The organism is Thauera sp. JM12B12 (assembly GCF_039614725.1).
Classification (GTDB): domain Bacteria; phylum Pseudomonadota; class Gammaproteobacteria; order Burkholderiales; family Rhodocyclaceae; genus Thauera.
The window spans coordinates 3788855-3804848 of record NZ_CP154859.1 but is presented as its reverse complement, the minus strand read 5'-3'; the positions used below and the strand labels follow the sequence as shown (position 1 = coordinate 3804848).

At 70.7% G+C, this 15994-nt stretch carries 16 protein-coding genes and 1 riboswitch; of the genes, 12 read left to right on the top strand and 4 right to left on the bottom strand.

The genetic code is table 11. The features are described 5' to 3' along the window. Positions 1-38 precede the first annotated feature (38 nt). Positions 39-1088: a nicotinate-nucleotide--dimethylbenzimidazole phosphoribosyltransferase gene (gene cobT / locus AAG895_RS17275; RefSeq protein WP_345793207.1), complete on the bottom strand. Its 1050-nt coding sequence runs from the start codon at positions 1086-1088 to the stop codon at positions 39-41. 97 nt (positions 1089-1185) lie between these two features. Then, positions 1186-1734: a bifunctional adenosylcobinamide kinase/adenosylcobinamide-phosphate guanylyltransferase gene (gene cobU / locus AAG895_RS17270; protein WP_345793206.1), complete on the bottom strand. Its 549-nt coding sequence runs from the start codon at positions 1732-1734 to the stop codon at positions 1186-1188. A 103-nt stretch (positions 1735-1837) separates the two neighbouring features. Continuing rightward, positions 1838-2077: riboswitch (cobalamin riboswitch) on the top strand. Positions 2078-2206: 129 nt separating this feature from the next. On the opposite strand from cobU, the gene AAG895_RS17265 reads away from it, so the two are divergent. The 9 genes from AAG895_RS17265 (at position 2207) to AAG895_RS17225 (ending at position 11242) form a co-directional block, all read left to right on the top strand. After that, positions 2207-4042, top strand: coding sequence for a TonB-dependent receptor (locus AAG895_RS17265; protein WP_345793205.1), 1836 nt, complete (start codon positions 2207-2209; stop codon positions 4040-4042). Positions 4043-4096: 54 nt separating this feature from the next. Continuing rightward, entirely contained in the window at positions 4097-5077 is a 981-nt protein-coding gene (locus tag AAG895_RS17260; protein ID WP_345795329.1) for an iron ABC transporter permease, read from the top strand. Further along, positions 5074-5883, top strand: coding sequence for an ABC transporter ATP-binding protein (locus AAG895_RS17255; RefSeq protein ID WP_345793204.1), 810 nt, complete (start codon positions 5074-5076; stop codon positions 5881-5883). Before AAG895_RS17260 ends, AAG895_RS17255 begins: the two co-directional genes overlap by 4 nt. Before the next feature lie 10 nt (positions 5884-5893). Beyond that, positions 5894-6691, top strand: coding sequence for a hypothetical protein (locus tag AAG895_RS17250; RefSeq protein ID WP_345793203.1), 798 nt, complete (start codon positions 5894-5896; stop codon positions 6689-6691). Next, a complete protein-coding gene (cobO, locus tag AAG895_RS17245) occupies positions 6688-7293 on the top strand; it encodes a cob(I)yrinic acid a,c-diamide adenosyltransferase (protein ID WP_345793202.1) in 606 nt (201 codons plus the stop codon). Before AAG895_RS17250 ends, cobO begins: the two co-directional genes overlap by 4 nt. 132 nt (positions 7294-7425) lie before the next feature. After that, a complete protein-coding gene (locus AAG895_RS17240; RefSeq protein ID WP_345793201.1) occupies positions 7426-7665 on the top strand; it encodes a helix-turn-helix domain-containing protein in 240 nt (79 codons plus the stop codon). Beyond that, on the top strand, positions 7659-9035 hold the full coding sequence (locus tag AAG895_RS17235) for a type II toxin-antitoxin system HipA family toxin (protein WP_345793200.1): 1377 nt from the start codon (positions 7659-7661) through the stop codon (positions 9033-9035). The genes AAG895_RS17240 and AAG895_RS17235 overlap by 7 nt, the downstream gene beginning before the upstream one ends. After that, positions 9032-9880 carry a uroporphyrinogen-III C-methyltransferase gene (cobA, locus tag AAG895_RS17230; protein ID WP_345793199.1) on the top strand — a complete coding sequence of 283 codons (849 nt, stop codon included), beginning with the start codon at positions 9032-9034 and terminating at the stop codon, positions 9878-9880. The genes AAG895_RS17235 and cobA overlap by 4 nt, the downstream gene beginning before the upstream one ends. A gap of 96 nt (positions 9881-9976) precedes the next feature. Further along, complete coding sequence (locus AAG895_RS17225) at positions 9977-11242, top strand: cobyrinate a,c-diamide synthase (RefSeq protein WP_345795328.1); 1266 nt, start codon at positions 9977-9979, stop codon at positions 11240-11242. Between the two features lie 66 nt (positions 11243-11308). Here the strand turns inward: AAG895_RS17225 and AAG895_RS17220 are convergent, their stop codons facing one another. Beyond that, positions 11309-12193 carry a LysR family transcriptional regulator ArgP gene (locus AAG895_RS17220; RefSeq protein ID WP_345793198.1) on the bottom strand — a complete coding sequence of 295 codons (885 nt, stop codon included), beginning with the start codon at positions 12191-12193 and terminating at the stop codon, positions 11309-11311. A gap of 122 nt (positions 12194-12315) precedes the next feature. Between AAG895_RS17220 and AAG895_RS17215 the strand changes: the two genes are divergently transcribed. The 3 genes from AAG895_RS17215 (at position 12316) to AAG895_RS17205 (ending at position 14588) form a co-directional block, all read left to right on the top strand. Next, positions 12316-12921 carry a LysE/ArgO family amino acid transporter gene (locus tag AAG895_RS17215; protein WP_345793197.1) on the top strand — a complete coding sequence of 202 codons (606 nt, stop codon included), beginning with the start codon at positions 12316-12318 and terminating at the stop codon, positions 12919-12921. Positions 12922-13044: 123 nt separating this feature from the next. Further along, on the top strand, positions 13045-13902 hold the full coding sequence (gene asd, locus AAG895_RS17210) for an archaetidylserine decarboxylase (RefSeq protein WP_345793196.1): 858 nt from the start codon (positions 13045-13047) through the stop codon (positions 13900-13902). A 251-nt stretch (positions 13903-14153) separates the two neighbouring features. Continuing rightward, positions 14154-14588, top strand: a complete 435-nt coding sequence (locus AAG895_RS17205) for a CBS domain-containing protein (protein WP_345793195.1) — start codon at positions 14154-14156, stop codon at positions 14586-14588. 82 nt (positions 14589-14670) lie between these two features. Here AAG895_RS17205 and AAG895_RS17200 read toward each other — a convergent pair whose 3' ends face one another. Beyond that, positions 14671-15969, bottom strand: a complete 1299-nt coding sequence (locus AAG895_RS17200; protein WP_345793194.1) for an acetyl-CoA hydrolase/transferase C-terminal domain-containing protein — start codon at positions 15967-15969, stop codon at positions 14671-14673. Positions 15970-15994 lie beyond the last annotated feature (25 nt).

Sequence of the window (15994 nt, the reverse complement as noted above, 5' to 3'; positions counted from 1 at the left end):
GTTGCTCCCGCGACAGCCTCTTCGTGGGCAGCGCGCGTTCAAGTCTGCGTGCTGACCCCCGCCGACTCGAAGCTCGCCATCTCGTTGAGGAAATTCACCGCCGCCTGCACCAGCGGCAGGGCGAGCGCGGCGCCGGTGCCCTCGCCCAGGCGCAGGTCGAGCTCCATCAACGGTTCGACGTCGAGGTGGTCGAGCTGCACGCGGTGGCCGGGCTCCTGCGAGCGGTGGGCAAACACGCAGTAGGCGAGCACCTTGGGCTGGATCGCGTGGGCGACGAGGAGGGCGGCGGTGACGATGAATCCGTCGACGAGGATCAGCATGCGCTTCTCGGCGGCGCCGAGCATCGCGCCCGCCATCATCGCGATCTCGAAGCCGCCGTACTCGACGAGCACGTCCAGCCCCGAGCGCGGCCGTCCGCCGCGCTCCAGCGCCTGCGCCAGCAGGGTGCGCTTGTGGAACAGGCCGGCGTCGTCCAGCCCGGTGCCGCGGCCGGTCACGGTGTACAGGTCGGCGTCGTGCTCCGCGCCTACCAGGCAGTGGGTGATCAGCGACGCCGATGCGGTGTTGCCGATGCCCATCTCGCCGAAGCCGACGCAGTTGCAGCCGTTGCCGGCGAGCGCATGGGCGATCTCGCGTCCGCGCTGCAGCGCCGCGTCGCGCTGGGCGGCGGTCATCGCCGGCTGTTGCAGGTAGTTGGCGGTGCCCGGCGCGATCTTGGCGTCGATCAGGCCGCCGCGCCTGCCGAAGTCGTGGTTGACGCCGGCATCGACGACGGTCAGCCCGAGGCCCATCTGGCGGCTGAACACGTTGATCGCCGCGCCGCCGGCGAGGAAGTTCTCCACCATCTGCCAGGTCACGTCCTGCGGGTAGGCCGACACGCCCGCCCTGGCTGCGCCATGGTCGCCGGCGAAGACGACGATGTGCGGCTGCTGGAGCGCGGGGGTGAGCGTCTGCTGGATGAGGCCGATCTGATGGGCGAGCGGCTCGAGCCGTCCGAGCGCGCCGAGCGGCTTGGTCTTGCGATCGATCTTGTCCTGCAGCGCGGCGGCGAGCAGGGTGTCGGGCGGGGCGATGGCGAAGGGCGTCATGCGGCGAGGTGGTTCCGAGGTTGGGCAGCGCAGGGGGGCGTCACGCCCGGCGTCGGCGATGTCCGACGGATGACGGGCGCTTGGCGCGCGTGGAAGTTTAGCCCTGCTTCAGCACCAGTGGCAGCCCGGCGGCGACGAACACGACGCGCGGGCAGCGCGCGGCCACGGCCTGGTTGAGTCGTCCGGCCTCGTCGCGGAAGAGGCGCCCCAGCGGCGTCTCGGGCACCAGTCCGAGTCCGACCTCGTTGGCGACCAGGATGACGCGGCCGGGCAGCTTGGGCAGGGTGGCGAGCAGGGCGTCGCGCTCGCGGCGGAACAGCGGCAGCTCGTCCGCGCTGGCTCCCGGCGGCAGTCGATCCGCGTCGATCAGCAGGTTGCTCAGCCACAGCGTGAGGCAATCGACCACCACGCAGCGCTCGGGCGCCGCTTCGGCGCGCAGCGCGTCGGCGAGCGCGACCGGCGCCTCCACGGTGCGCCAGCCGGCGGGGCGGTCGGCCCGATGGCGGCGGATGCGCGCGGCCATCTCCGCGTCGAGCGCCTCGGCGGTGGCGATGACGGTGACGGCGAGGCCGGATGCGGCGGCGCTGCGTTCGGCTTCGCGGCTCTTGCCCGAGCGGGCGCCGCCGAGGATGAGTTCGCAGGTCATGGGTGCTTCGTTTCCATAGCTCGGTCTTATCGCTGCAAGGGCTGTGTTTTATTGCAGTGCACGATACTGCCCCGTACGGTATCATCCGCCCCCACTGCCCCGGAAGGGGTGGCGCGTTATCGGTGCCCACGGGCGTTTCTCGCCCAGGGTTAAACGGGAAACAGGTGCGCGGCCCCTCGCAAACGAGGCCGCAATGCCTATGCTGCCCCCGCAACGGTAAGTGCGCGCAAGGCGTGTCATGCAGCCACTGGGACTCCACTCCCGGGAAGGCGACCCGCCCGTCCGGCCCTCGGGCCGGCACAGCGCACGAGCCCGGAGACCGGCCGGAACGCGAATTGGCGGATGTGCCGCGGGGTGGCGGCGACGGGCGCGGTTTGTCTTGCTCTCTTCGGTTCTCCCACGCTGTCGGTGCGTCCAGGTGAAGTTGCCATGGCGTGCGGGGACGCGCGGCATGGCGAAGGGAGTTCAAACAATGAAGATCCGCCTCTCCGCGCTCGTGTCCGCGTGCGCGCTCGCTTACCCGTTTGTCCCGGCCCAGGCCGACGATGCCCAGCTCAACCACGTCGTCGTCACCGCCACCCGCCAGCCCATCACTGCCGACGAGGCGCTTGCCAGCGTCGACGTGATCGACCGCGACGAGATCGCGCGCGCCGGCAATGCCAGCCTGGTGCAGCTGCTGGCGGGCCGTCCCGGCGTTCAGGTGTCCAGCAGTGGCGGCCCCGGCGCCAACAGCAGTGTGTACATCCGCGGCGCCAACTCCGGCCACACCTTGCTGCTGATCGATGGCGTGCGCGTGGGATCGGCGACCAACGGCGCCCCCACGCTGGAGACCATTCCGCTCGAGCTGATCGAGCGCATCGAGATCCTGCGCGGCCCGGCGAGCGCGCTCTACGGGTCGGACGCCATCGGTGGCGTGATCCAGGTGTTCACGCGCAAGGGCCGCGAAGGCTTTCAGCCCAGCGTGCGCGCCGGCATCGGCACCGACGGGGCGCGCACGCTGGGGGCGACGCTGGCGGGCGGGGCCGAGCGCCTGCGCTACAACGTGTCGGCCGGCACCGAGCGCAGCGACGGCATCGATGCCAAGCCCAACTCCACACGCGGCAGCGATGGCGACGACGACGGTTTCCGCAACGAGTACTTCAGCGGCTCGGTGTCGCTCGGCTTCCGCGAGGCGGACGAGATCGGCCTGACCGTGCTGCACTCGGATCTGCGCAACTGGTACGACAACGCCAAGGTGTTCGACTCCTACCTCGACAAGCGCACCAGCTCGCTCGGCCTGCACATGCGCAACCAGCTCGCCGCCGACTGGACCAGCACGCTGCGCTTCGGCTACGGCGCCGACGAATCGCGCAACCGCGCCGACCTCAACGATCGATCCGTCTTCGACACCGAGCAGCGCCAGCTCACCTGGCAGCACGACATCGCCCTGGGCGCCGGCTCCCTGCTGGCCGCGTACGAGTACCTCGAGCAGGAGGTCGACTCCAGCTCCGCTTACGCCAAGACCAGCCGCTACACCAACTCCCTGCTGCTCGGCTGGAGCGGGCAGTTCGACCGTCACCACCTGCAGCTCAATGCCCGCCACGACGAGGATTCGCAGTTCGGCAGCAAGACCACGGGCGCGCTCGCCTATGGCTATCGCCTGAGCCCGGAGTGGCGCGCGCGCGCCAGCATCGGCACCGCGTTCAAGGCGCCGACGTTCAACGACCTCTATTTCCCCTGGGGCGGCAATCCGGACCTGCGGCCCGAGGAGGCCCTGAACCGCGAGGTCGGCCTGGTGTGGGAGCGCGACGGCACCCGCGCGAGCGCCACCTACTTCAACAACCGCATCAAGAACCTGATCGCCTGGGCGCCGCTCGATCCGGCCGATCCGATGAGCGCCTGGGCGCCGGCGAACGTCGCGCAGGCGTCGATCCAGGGCGTCGAGCTGGCTGCCAGCGCGATGTTGGGTGACTACCGCGTGCGCGCCACCGTCGACTTCCTCGACGCCGAGGACAAGGCAAGCGGCGACGAACTCGGCCGCCGCGCGCGCATCGGCGGTTCGCTCGGCATCGAGCGCGCCATGGGGCCGTGGACCTGGGGGATGGAATGGAACGGGCAGGGCCGGCGGTATGATCGCATTCCGAACAGCGCGGCCAACCGCATGGGCGGCTACGGCCTGCTGAACGCCTATGTGCACTACGCGCTGGCGCCGGACTGGAGCGTGGAAGTGCGCGCCAACAACATCCTCGACAAGGACTACGAGCTTGCCCAGAACTACGGCACCCAGGGGGCCAACGCCTTCGTGGCCGTGCGTTACGCGATGCACTAAGGCGCGATGCTCGTCGCCACCCAGCGTCACCACGTCCCCGGTGGCCGGCTCCTGATGCGGCCGGGCCGCCACCACCCCGTGCTGCTCGCCGCCGGCCTGCTGTCGGCGGCGGCGCTGGCGCTGCTGTGGGCCCTGGTGGCGGGCGACATGCCGATCGGCCTGGCCGAGGCCCTTGCCGCCCTCGCCGGCAGCGAGGGCATGGCCGCCGACGTCGTGCGCGAGCTGCGCCTGCCGCGTGCGGTCGCCGCCTTCGTCTGCGGCGGCCTGCTCGCCACCGCCGGCGCGCTGATGCAGGTGCTGCTGCGCAATCCGCTTGCCGATCCGTACATCCTGGGCATCTCCGGCGGCGCGGCGGTGGGGGCGCTGGCGGCGATCACGCTCGGCGCGGCCTCGATCTGGGTCGATACGCTGGCCTTCGGCGGTGCGCTCGCCGCGATGCTGCTCGTCTTCGGTCTGGCGCATGGCGACGGCAGCTGGACGCAGACGCGGCTGCTGCTCACCGGCGTCATCGTCGCCGCCGGCTGCGGCGCGGCGGTGACGCTGATGCTGGCGCTGGCGCCCGACACGCGGGTGCAGTCGATGCTGTTCTGGCTGATGGGCGATGCCAGCGGCGCGGCGCGGCCGTGGCCGGGGCTGGGGGTGCTGGTGCTGGGGCTGGCCGCAGTGATGCCGTTCGCGCGCGACCTCAACGTGCTCGCGCGCGGTGAGCTGAACGCCCGCGCGCTCGGGGTGAGCGTGCGCAGGCTGCGCATGGGCCTGTACGTGCTGGCCTCGCTGCTGACCGCGACCGCGGTCACGCTGGTGGGCTCGGTGGGCTTCGTCGGGCTGATCATCCCGCATCTGGTGCGGCTGGCGCTCGGCAACGACCAGCGCGTGCTGATCCCCGCCGCGGCGCTCGCCGGTGGCATCCTGCTGACGCTGGCCGACACCGCCGCGCGCACCGTGCTCGCGCCGCAGCAGCTGCCGGTGGGTGTGCTCACCGCGCTGATCGGGGTGCCGGTGTTCCTGTTCCTGCTCGCGAGGCATCCGCGGTGAGCGCTGCGTACGCCGACGGCCCGCCGCTGCTGGAGGCCGAGCGTCTCGCCCTGCAGGTGGGCGAGCGCTGGCTGTGCTGCGAGTTCAGCCTGAGCCTGGCGGCGGGCGAGTGCCTGGCCCTGCTCGGCCCCAACGGTGCCGGCAAGACCACCTTGCTGCACACCCTGGCCGGGCTGCGCGAACCCACGGTAGGGCAGGTGCGCCTGGGTGGCCTGCCCTACGCGGCCTGGTCGCCGCTGGAGGCGGCGCGCTTTCGCGGCCTGCTGCCCCAGCAGCAACCGGACCATTTCGCCGCCTCGGTGCTGGAGACGGTGCTGATCGGCCGTCACCCCCACCTCGGCCGCTGGGGCTGGGAGACGAGCGAGGACGAGGCCATCGCCCGTCAGGCGCTGGCCGACGTCGGCCTGCAGGGCTTCGAGACGCGCGACGTCCTCACGCTTTCCGGCGGCGAGCGCCAGCGCGTCGCGATCGCCACCCTGTTGGCGCAGTCGCCGCAGCTCTTCCTGCTCGATGAGCCGCTCAACCACCTCGACCTGCATTACCAGATCGCCACCCTCGAGCTGTTCCGCAGCGTCGTTCGCGGCGCCGGGAAAGGCGGCGCGGCGCGGCACGGCGCGGTGATGGTGCTGCACGACATCAACCTCGCCGCGCGCTACGCCGACCACATAATCCTGCTCGACGGCCGCGGCGGCGTGAAGGCGGGCAACCGCGACACCGTGTTGCGCGCCGAGCTGTTGAGCGAGGCCTTCGGCCATCCCCTGCGTCGCTTCGAGAGCGAAGGGCGCGTCGTCTTTCTTCCGGATTGAGCGTTCACCGATGAAACACCTTCTTCGCCGCCTGCTGGGCGGCCTGCTGCTGGCCGTTGTGGCCTTGCCCGCCGCCGCGGCCTGCCCGCGCATCGTCAGCCAGTCGCCCTACATCACCGATGCGCTGGAATGGCTCGGGCGCGGCGACTGCATCGTCGGCGTGTCGCGCTACGACACGCGCGAGCTGCCGCGCACCGGCGGCGTCAAGGACCCCGACCTCGGCGCCATCGGGGCGCTGGATCCCGGGCTGATCGTCGTCTCCCGGGGGACCGATCCGGCCCTGCTCGACATCTTCGAGCCGGAGGCGCGCATCCTGCAGGTCGATGGTTTCGGCTCGATGGCCGACACCGAGGCGATGCTGCTCAGCCTGGCCGAGGCGACCGCCGTCCCCGACGCCCGGGCGCGGGTGGAGGGCTTTGCGCGCGCCTGGCGCGCCGCGGCCGCGGCGGTGCACGGCGGCGGCAGGCGCGTGCTGGTGATCTCGGCGTGCTCGGCGCAGCCGTATTCCTTCGGCCGCGGCCACATGGTCGGCGACGCCTTTGCCCATGCCGGCTTCGAGGTGGTGGAGAGCGCCGAGCGCATCCGCCACCTGCGCCCCGGCGAGGACGTCCCCGGCATCGTCGCCGCCATCGAGCGCTTCCAGCCCGAGCTGCTGGTCTCGCTGACGCCCGACAATGCGGAAAACTGCAGTGCCGAACTCGGCCTGGTGTCGGTGCCGATCGTCGCCCTCGAGGGGCGGCATTTCTTCCATCCGGGGCCGGCCCTGCTGACCGGCCTCGCCCAACTCGCGGAGCAGACGAAACCATGAGCGAACAGGATCGCGACAGCCGCCACAACGAGCGCATGGCGCGCAAGAAGGCGGTGGTGGACGAGAAGATCGCCACCGCCCAGGCCGAACGTGGTGTCCTGCTGGTCAACACCGGCAACGGCAAGGGCAAGTCCAGCGCCGGCTTCGGCCTGGTCGCGCGCTCGCTCGGCCACGGCATGAAGGTGGGCGTGGTGCAGTTCATCAAGGGCCGCTCGGATACCGGCGAGGAGGCCTTTTTCCGCGCCCAGCCGGGGGTGAGCTGGCACGTGATGGGCGAGGGCTTCACCTGGGAGACCCAGGACCGCGCCCGCGACGTCGCCACCGCCGAAGCCGCCTGGGACATGGCGCGCGGCCTGCTGCAGGACCCCTCGGTCGGCCTGGTGGTGCTCGACGAGCTCAACATCGCGCTCAAGTACCGCTATCTTGAGGTCGACACGGTCGTCGCCGACCTGCTGGCGCGGCCGACGATGCAGCACGTCGTCGTCACCGGCCGCGGCGCCCCGCCCGCGCTGGTCGAGGCGGCCGACACCGTGACCGACATGACGCCGGTCAAGCACGCCTTTGCCGCCGGCATCAAGGCGATGCCCGGCATGGAGTGGTGAGCGAGGCTGGATGCTGTGATTCCGGATGCGCCCGGGGTGAGACTGGGCTGCAGAGCTGCAGCGCTTGCCGATTTCTTGCATTTAGCGGGAAAGTCGATATCCTGGAATTATCGAAAAATCCGATAAAAAGCGATGTCCAGACTCTATTCCCCTCAGCAAGCCGCCCAGCTTCTGGTGGGGCGGCGCAAGGCGCTCGGTTTGTCGCAGGCCGAGGTCGCGGCGCGGCTCGGCATCAGCCAGAACCGCCTGTCGGAACTGGAGTCGCGGCCCGAGCGACTGACCCTGGACCGTCTGCTCGCCTTGGCCGGAGTGCTCGGACTCGAGCTTGCGATTGGCGACAAGCCCCCACCACGAGGCGACAGCGAATGGTAGCCGCAGGACGCCGATCCCACGCTCGTGCGCTCGATGTCTGGGCCAACGGCCAGCACGTCGGGCAATGGCGCATCAGCGGGCAGGGGGAGGACAGCTTCCAGTACGCAAGCGCCTGGATGGAGGCGGCCGAAGCGCGCCCCCTGTCCCTCTCGCTGCCCATGCCTCTCGATGCGAATGCGCCGCCGCTGCGCGGTGCCCGTGTGCGTAATTATTTCGACAACCTGCTGCCCGACAGCGAGTCGATCCGTGCCCGCCTGCAGGCCCGCTTCCACACCGCGAGCAAGGGGGCGTTCGACCTGCTGAAGGCGATCGGCCGCGACTGCGTCGGCGCCGTACAACTGCTGCCTGAAGGCGCGTTCCCCGGAGAGGTGTTCCGCATCGATGTCGAGCCCCTGGACGAGGCCGGCGTGGAGCGCATGCTGCGCGCCGCAGTGGCGGCGCCGGCGCGGGCTTTCGGCGGAGCGGCCGCCGATGCCGATGAGTTTCGTATCTCGATCGCCGGCGCGCAGGAGAAGACCGCGCTGACCCGGCACGAGGGGCGGTGGTGCCGCCCGCTGGGTGCCACTCCCACCACGCACATCTTCAAGCTCCCGCTCGGCCTGGTCGGCAACCGGCAGGCGGACATGCGCACCTCGGTCGAGAACGAATGGCTGTGCGCGCGCCTGCTGGAAGAGTTTGGCGTGCCGGTTGCCGCGTGCGAGATCGCCCGTTTCGGTGAGCAGAAGGTGCTCGTCGTCGAGCGCTTCGATCGACGCCTGGCGCGCTCGGGAAATTACTGGCTGCGCCTGCCGCAGGAGGATTTCTGCCAGGCGACCGCGACATCGCCCGCGCTGAAATATGAAGCCGATGGCGGGCCGGGCCTGGTCGACATCGCGCGCATCCTGCAGAGTGCGGAGACGCCCGCAACCGACCTGCGCATCCTGTTGAAGGCGCAACTGCTGTTCTGGCTGCTCGCGGCGACCGACGGGCATGCGAAGAACTTCTCGCTCTTTCTTCTGGCGGGCGGGCGCTACAGGCTGGCACCGCTTTACGATGTGCTGTCGGCATGGCCTGTGGCCGGGCCGGGGCCGAACCGCCTCGATCCGGCGCGGTTGCGGCTCGCGATGGCGCTCCGTGGCCGCAATGTTCATTACCGCCTGCGTGACATCCAGCGCCGGCACTTCAATGCCACGGCCTACAGGTGTGGGTACGGCGCGGACATGGAAGACCTCATCGAAGAGGTTCTGGCGCAGGTCGGGCCGGCCCTCGACCGTGTGGAGGCTTCATTGCCAGCGGGTTTTCCCGAAGACGTGTTCGTGGCCATTGCCGCGGGCATGCGTGCTGCCGCTGCCAGACTCAATCACAACACAGACACGAAAGGTGCCGCATGAGCCTGCCCGATCTCTCCAGCTTCCGCCCCGGGCCGCTGCCCGGCCACGTCTATCTGGTCGGCGCCGGGCCGGGTGACCCGGAGCTGCTGACGCTGCGCGGCGCGCGGCTGGTGGCGGGGGCCGACGCGGTGGTGTACGACAACCTCGTCGCGCCCGCCATCATCGACCTCGCGCCCGCCGCGGCCGAGCGCATCTACGTCGGCAAGAAGGCGGCCGACCACACGCTGCCGCAGGAGGAGATCAACGCGCTGCTGGTGCGCCTGGCGCAGGCGGGCAAGCGCGTGCTACGGCTCAAGGGCGGCGACCCCTTCATCTTCGGCCGCGGCGGCGAGGAGATGGAGGATCTGCTCGCCGCCGGCATCACCGTCGAGGTGGTGCCGGGCGTCACCGCGGCGGCCGGGGTGGCGGCCTATGCCGGCATTCCGCTCACCCATCGCGACCACGCGCAGTCGGTGGTGTTCACCACCGGCTTCCTCAAGGACGGCGCGCTCGATCTCGACTGGTCGCTGCTCGCCCACCGCGGCCAGACGCTGGTGATCTACATGGGCGTGTCGCGCCTGGCGGAGATCTGCGCGCAGCTGGTCGCCCACGGCCTGCCGGCGAGCACGCCGGCGGCGGTCATCGAGCGCGGCACCACGCACGCGCAGCGCGTGGCCCGCGCCGAGCTCGCCACGCTCGCTGACGAGGTGCTGCGCCAGGGCATCCGTCCGCCCTCGCTGACCGTGGTGGGCGACGTGGTGAGCCTGTACCCGCGCCTGACCTGGTTCCATCCCGGCGAGCCGCCGCCGTCCTCGCCGCTGCCGCACGCCGGCTGTGCGGTCGTGCACCCGAAAGACAAGGATTGAGCCGTGCCCGTATCGAACACCCCGCCCGACGCCGCCCCCAGCGACGCGCCGGGCGCCACTTCCGCCACCGGCGCCGCACGCTGCCCCGCGCTCTTCATCGCCGCACCCGCTTCCGGCCAGGGCAAGACCACCATCACCGCCGCGCTCGCACGCCTGCACACCCGGCTCGGGCGCCGGGTGCGGGTGTTCAAGTGCGGGCCGGATTTCCTCGACCCGCAGATCCACGCGGTGGCGAGCGGCGCGCCGGTGCACAACGTCGATCTCGGCATGTGCGGCGAGGCCGACATCGCCTGGCGCCTGCACGCGGCCGCAGGCGAGTCCGACCTGATCCTGGTCGAGGGCGTGATGGGCCTCTACGACGGCCAGCCCTCCGGCGCCGACATCGCGCGCCGCTTCGGCATCCCGGTGATGGCGGTGATCGACGCGCGCGCGATGGCGCAGACCTTCGGCGCCGTCGCCTACGGCCTCGCCCACTACCAGCCCGGCCTGCCCTTTGCCGGCGTGCTCGCCAACCATGTAGGCAGTGCGCGCCACGCCGACATGCTGCGCGCCGCGCTGCCCGCCGGCATGCGGTGGTTCGGCGCGGTGATGCGTGACGCCGATGCCGCGCTGCCCGAGCGCCACCTCGGCCTGATGCAGGCGGAGGAGATCGCCGACCTTGGCGCGCGCCTCGACCGCCTGGCCGATCATCTCCAGGTCACGGGGGCGGCCGAACTGCCGCCGGCGGTCGATTTTCCCGCGGCCAGCGCGCCGGCGATCCCGCCCCTGCTCGCCGGCCGCCGCATCGCGATCGCGCGTGACGCGGCCTACGGCTTCATCTATCCGGCCAACGTCGACACCCTGCGCGCGCTCGGCGCCGAGCTCGCCTTCTTCTCGCCGCTGGCGGGCGAGACCTTGCCGACGGCCTGCGACGCGGTGTGGCTGCCGGGTGGCTACCCCGAGCTGCACGGCGGGACGCTGGCTGCCAACGCCGCCTTCTGGGCCGACCTGCGTGCGCACGTCGCCGCCGGCAGGCCGGTACTGGCGGAGTGCGGCGGGCTGATGAGCCTGCTCGACACCATCGTCGACAAGGCCGGCGTCGCCCATGCCTTCGGCGGTCTGCTGCCCGGCCGCGCGGTGATGCAGCAGCGGCTCGCCGCGCTCGGCATGCAGGCGGTCGACCTGGCGCAGGGGCGGATGAGCGGCCACACCTTCCACTACTCGAAGACCGAGACCCCGCTCGTGCCCTGGCGGCATGCGCACGGCACCGACGGCAGCGCGGGCGAGGCGGTGTATCGCAGCGGGTCGATCACCGCGTCCTACGTGCACTTCTGGTTCCCGTCGAACCCGCCGGCGGTGGCCGCGCTGTTCGGCGTCGCCTGAACGCGGACTGCGCGCGGGGCCCGATCCGTTCGGCCGGAGGCGGGCGTTCGAGGCGCCGGCCCGCCTTCAGCCGCCGAGCGCGCGTCCCGCGGCGTCGCCGATCGCCTGTGCCAGCCGCGCCATGACCGGCGACTGCACCTGCCAGTGGTGCCAGTACAGCACCACGTCCTCGCGCTCCGGCGCCAGGTCGACCAGCTCGCCGCGCGCCAGGTGCGCGCGCGCCTGGATCTCGGGGACGAAGCCGTAACCCAGTCCGGCCACCGCGAAGGCCATGAAGCCCTCGGACGAGGGCACGACGTGGTGCGGATACTGGCCGGCATCGAGCCCGAAGTGGCGCTGCAGGAAGGCTTCGTGCATGTCGTCGTGGCGGCCGAAGACGATCGCGGGTGCGCTTGCCAGCGCTTCGCGCGTCAGCCCGCGCGGGAACCAGCGCGCGCGGAACGCAGGCGAGCCGGCGCACAGGTAGGGCATGGTGCCCAGCCGCTCGGCCGCGCAGCCGCGCATCGGGTCGGCACGGGTGGACACGCAGCCGAGCACCTCGCCGTCGGCGAGCAGCGCGTGGGTGTGGTCCTGGTCGTCGACCACGCAGTCGAGCACGATGCCTTCCTCGCGCACCACCTCGGCTACCGCGCCGATGAACCAGGTGGCGAGCGAATCGGCGTTGACGCCGACCGCCAGGCGCAGCGGCCCGTGCGCCTGGCGCGGTGCCAGCGCCCGCCGTGCCTCGGCCTCCATCAGCCGCAGCTGTGCCAGATAGGGCAGCAACCGGCGTCCGGCGGGCGTGGGGCGTACCGGTTTGCTGCGTACCAGCAGCACCTGGCCGAGTTCGGCCTCGAGCAGCTTCACGCGCTGCGACACGGCCGACTGCGTCAGCGCCAGACGGCGCGCTGCGCGCTCGAAGCCGCCTTCCTGCAGCACCGCCTCGAAAGCGAGCAGCCGGTGATCGATCATTAGCGTTTCTACTCGAAAACGAAATAAATCGATTCTACTTAATGAGCGCGCTCCGCGGCTCTATATTCCGGTCCGACAGCGCCCTCCTGCACGGGCGCCGGATAACAACAACGGAATGCATCATGAGCCACGTCTACTTCAACGGTTTCATCCTCACCCTCGGTCTCATCATGGCGATCGGCGCGCAGAACGCCCATGTGCTGCGCCAGGGCCTGCGCGGCGAGCACGTGCTGCTCACGGTGAGCGTGTCGGCGGTCTGCGACATGTTCCTGATCGGCCTCGGCATCGCCGGTCTGGGCAGCCTCTTCGTCGCCAATCCTGACCTGATGGCGGTGGCGCGCTACGGCGGCGCCGCCTTCCTGCTCTGGTACGGCGGACGGGCGCTGCGCTCGGCCCTGCGCGGCGGGCGGACGATGGATTTCGCCGAGCACAAGCGCATGTCGCGCGGCCAGGCGCTGCTGGCCGCCGCCGGCTTCAGCCTGCTCAATCCGCACGCCTATCTCGACACCGTGGTGCTGCTCGGCTCGATCGGCAGCCAGCAGGCCGAGGATCTGCGCCCGCTGTTCGCCGCCGGTGCGATCACCGCCTCGATCGTGTGGTTCCTGATGCTGGGCTACGGTGCGCGCCTGCTCGCGCCGCTGTTCGCCAAGGCGCTGGCGTGGCGGGTGCTCGATGCCCTGGTGGCGCTGATGCTGTGGGGGATCGCGGCCTCGCTGCTGCTCGCCTGAAGCGTCGCGCGGCGTTCCGCCGCGCAGTGCGACAGCGTGTGTCCGCGCCGGACTGCGGGAGGCGGCCCGGTATAATCGGCGGCTTCCGCGCCCTTCGAGCGCCACTCGCCCAGGATTTCCGCCGTGTCCGAACGTCTCGCCGTCGCTCTCCAGTACGCCCTGCCCAAGCGCCTCCTCACCCAACTTGCCGGCAAGCTCGCCGGCCTCGAGGGCGGCAAGGCGACGACCGCGGTGATCCGCTGGTTCATCGGCCGCTACGGCGTGAACATGGCCGAGGCCGCCAACCCCGACCCGGAGAGCTACGCGAGCTTCAACGCCTTCTTCACCCGCCCCTTGCGCGAGGGCGTGCGGCCGATCGCGGACGCCGAATTCGTGTGCCCGGTCGACGGTGCGATCAGCCAGTTCGGGCCGATCGAGTTCGACCAGGTCTTCCAGGCCAAGGGCCACTCGTATTCCACCACCGCGCTGCTCGGTGGCGACCGCACGCTCGCCGCGCGCTTCGAGAACGGCGACTTCGCCACGATCTATCTGTCGCCGCGCGACTACCACCGCATCCACATGCCCTGCGCCGGGCGGCTGACGCAGATGATCTACGTGCCGGGCGAGCTGTTCTCGGTGAATCCGGCGACCGCGCGCGGCGTGCCCGGCCTGTTCGCGCGCAACGAGCGCGTGGTATGCGTGTTCGAGGGCGCCTTCGGCCCCTTCGCGATGGTGCTGGTGGGCGCGACCATCGTCGGCAGCATGGCGACGGTGTGGCATGGCGTGGTCAACCCGCCGCGGCGGCCCGACATCGAGAAGCGCAGCTACGCCGAGGGCGAGGTCGTCCTTGACCAGGGGGCGGAGATGGGGCGCTTCCTGCTTGGCTCCACGGTGGTGCTGCTGTTCCCGAAGGACGTGCTGCGCTTCGCCTCCGAGTGGGCGCCGGCGCTGCCGGTGCGCATGGGCGAGCCGATGGCCCAGCTGCATCCGCGCGCGTCCTGAGCCGCCTGGCGGCGGGCGCGGCGCACCCGCGTGGTGCGCCCGTGGGCGTTCATGCACGGCGGTGATGCATCCCCGGCGCCGCAGCTGCTGCAGCGCAGCGTGTGAGCTCTGTCACGCTGTGGTCAAAAAAATCCTTTAGAACAGTGACTTGTGCCAGGCTTTCGGCTTCCATGGAAAGGCTTGCACAAGCTGGCACGATTGAAGCTAGTGAACCGTGCCGTCCAATCACAAGATGCAGAAGGAGACAGACCATGCCCACCCGTCCCATTCACCATGTGCTTGCCGAGCGCCCCTTCGTCAATGTGTCGATCTTCGCGTCGGTACGCGAGGTCACGCGGCTCATGCAGGAGCAGCATTGCAGCGCGGCGCTGATCACCGAGCACGGCGTGCTCACCGGCATCTTCACCGAGCGTGACGCCACCTTCCGCGTCATCGCCGCCGGGCTCGACCCCGACGCCACCGCCGTCGGCGAGGTGATGACGCACAAGCCGCTCACGCTCACCGAGGACAAGCCTTTCGGCCATGCCCTGCATCTGATGTACGAGAACCGCATCCGCCACGTGCCGGTGGTGGATACGGCTGGCAGGCCGGTCGGCGTCGTCACCGCGCGCGATGCACTGCTGCTCGACGCGCTCGACTTCAACACCGAGCTGATCCGCCGCGAGGAGATCACCGTCATCCTCTGACCGCCCTTCGCGGGCAAGGCCGCTCCCACAGGCGGTTGCTCCCACGGCGGGGGGTGCTCGCGAGTGCCCCCCGCTTGACGGCCTAGAGCAGCCCCATCTTCCGTGCCGACTCGCGCAGCTCGCCGCGGAAATCCGGGTGCGCGATGGCGATCAGCGCCTGCGCGCGCTGGCCAGCGGTCTTGCCGCGCAGCTGGGCGACACCGTACTCGGTGACCACGTAGTTGATGTCGTTCTTGCTCGTGGTGACGTGCGTGCCGGGCGACAGCACCGGCGCGATGCGCGACACCGCGCCGCCCTTGGCGGTCGAGGGCAGCACGATGAAGGCCTTGCCGTCGCGCGAACGGTTGGCCGCGCGTACGAAGTCCACCTGGCCGCCGGTGCCGGAGTAGGGCAGGTGGCCGAGGCTCTCCGAGCCGCACTGGCCGAGCAGGTCGATCTGCAGCGTGGCGTTGATCGCGCACAGCTTGTCGTTGCGTGCCGCGAGGTAGGGATCGTTGGTGAAGTCCACCGGATGCATCTCGATGCCCGGGTTGCGGTGCAGCGTGCGATACAGGCGGCGCGAGCCGAGCGCGAAGGTGGCGACGGTCTTGCCCGGCATGAAGGTCTTGCGGCGGTTGGTCACCGCGCCCGACTCGATCAGCGACAGGATGCCGTCGCCGATCATCTCGGTGTGGATGCCGAGGTCGCGCTTGTGCTGGAGCTGCATCACCACCGCGTCGGGGATGCCGCCGTAGCCGATCTGCAGCGTGGCGCCATCGTCGATGAGGTCGGCGACGTACTTGCCGATCGCCTCCTGCACCGCGCCGATCTCCGGCAGGCCGACTTCGAAGAGTTCCTCGTCGCTTTCCACCAGTCCGCTCACCTGCGACACATGGATGTGGCAGTCGCCATTGGCAAACGGCACGTTCGGATTCACCTCGAGCAGCACCACGCGTGCGCGGCGCACCGCCGCCATGGTGTAGTCGGGCGCCAGCGCGAGGCTGAAGTAGCCGTGCTCGTCCATCGGCGAGGCCATCGACACCACGACGTCGGCGGGCGACAGGCCGCGGTCGATCAGCATCGGCAGTTCGGAGAAGTACGCCGGTACGTAGTCCACCCAGCCCGCCTGGCCGCCGGCGCGCGTGGCGCCGCCGAAGAAGTAGGCGTCGTGGCGGACGTGGTGGCGGGTCTCGGGATCGATGTAGGCGAACTTGCGCAGCGGCAGGATCTGGCTCACCGCCACGTCGCGCAGGCTGTGCCGGCGCTCGGAGAGCGCGTGCAGCAGCGCGGGCGGTTCGCCCACGCCCGTGGGCACGACGACGGTGTCGCCGTCGCGGATGAGCGCGACGGCGTCGCCCGCCGTCATGCGTTTTTGCTGATAGAGGGCTTCCGGCTTGCTCATGCTGGCTCCGCGGCGAGGTGACGGT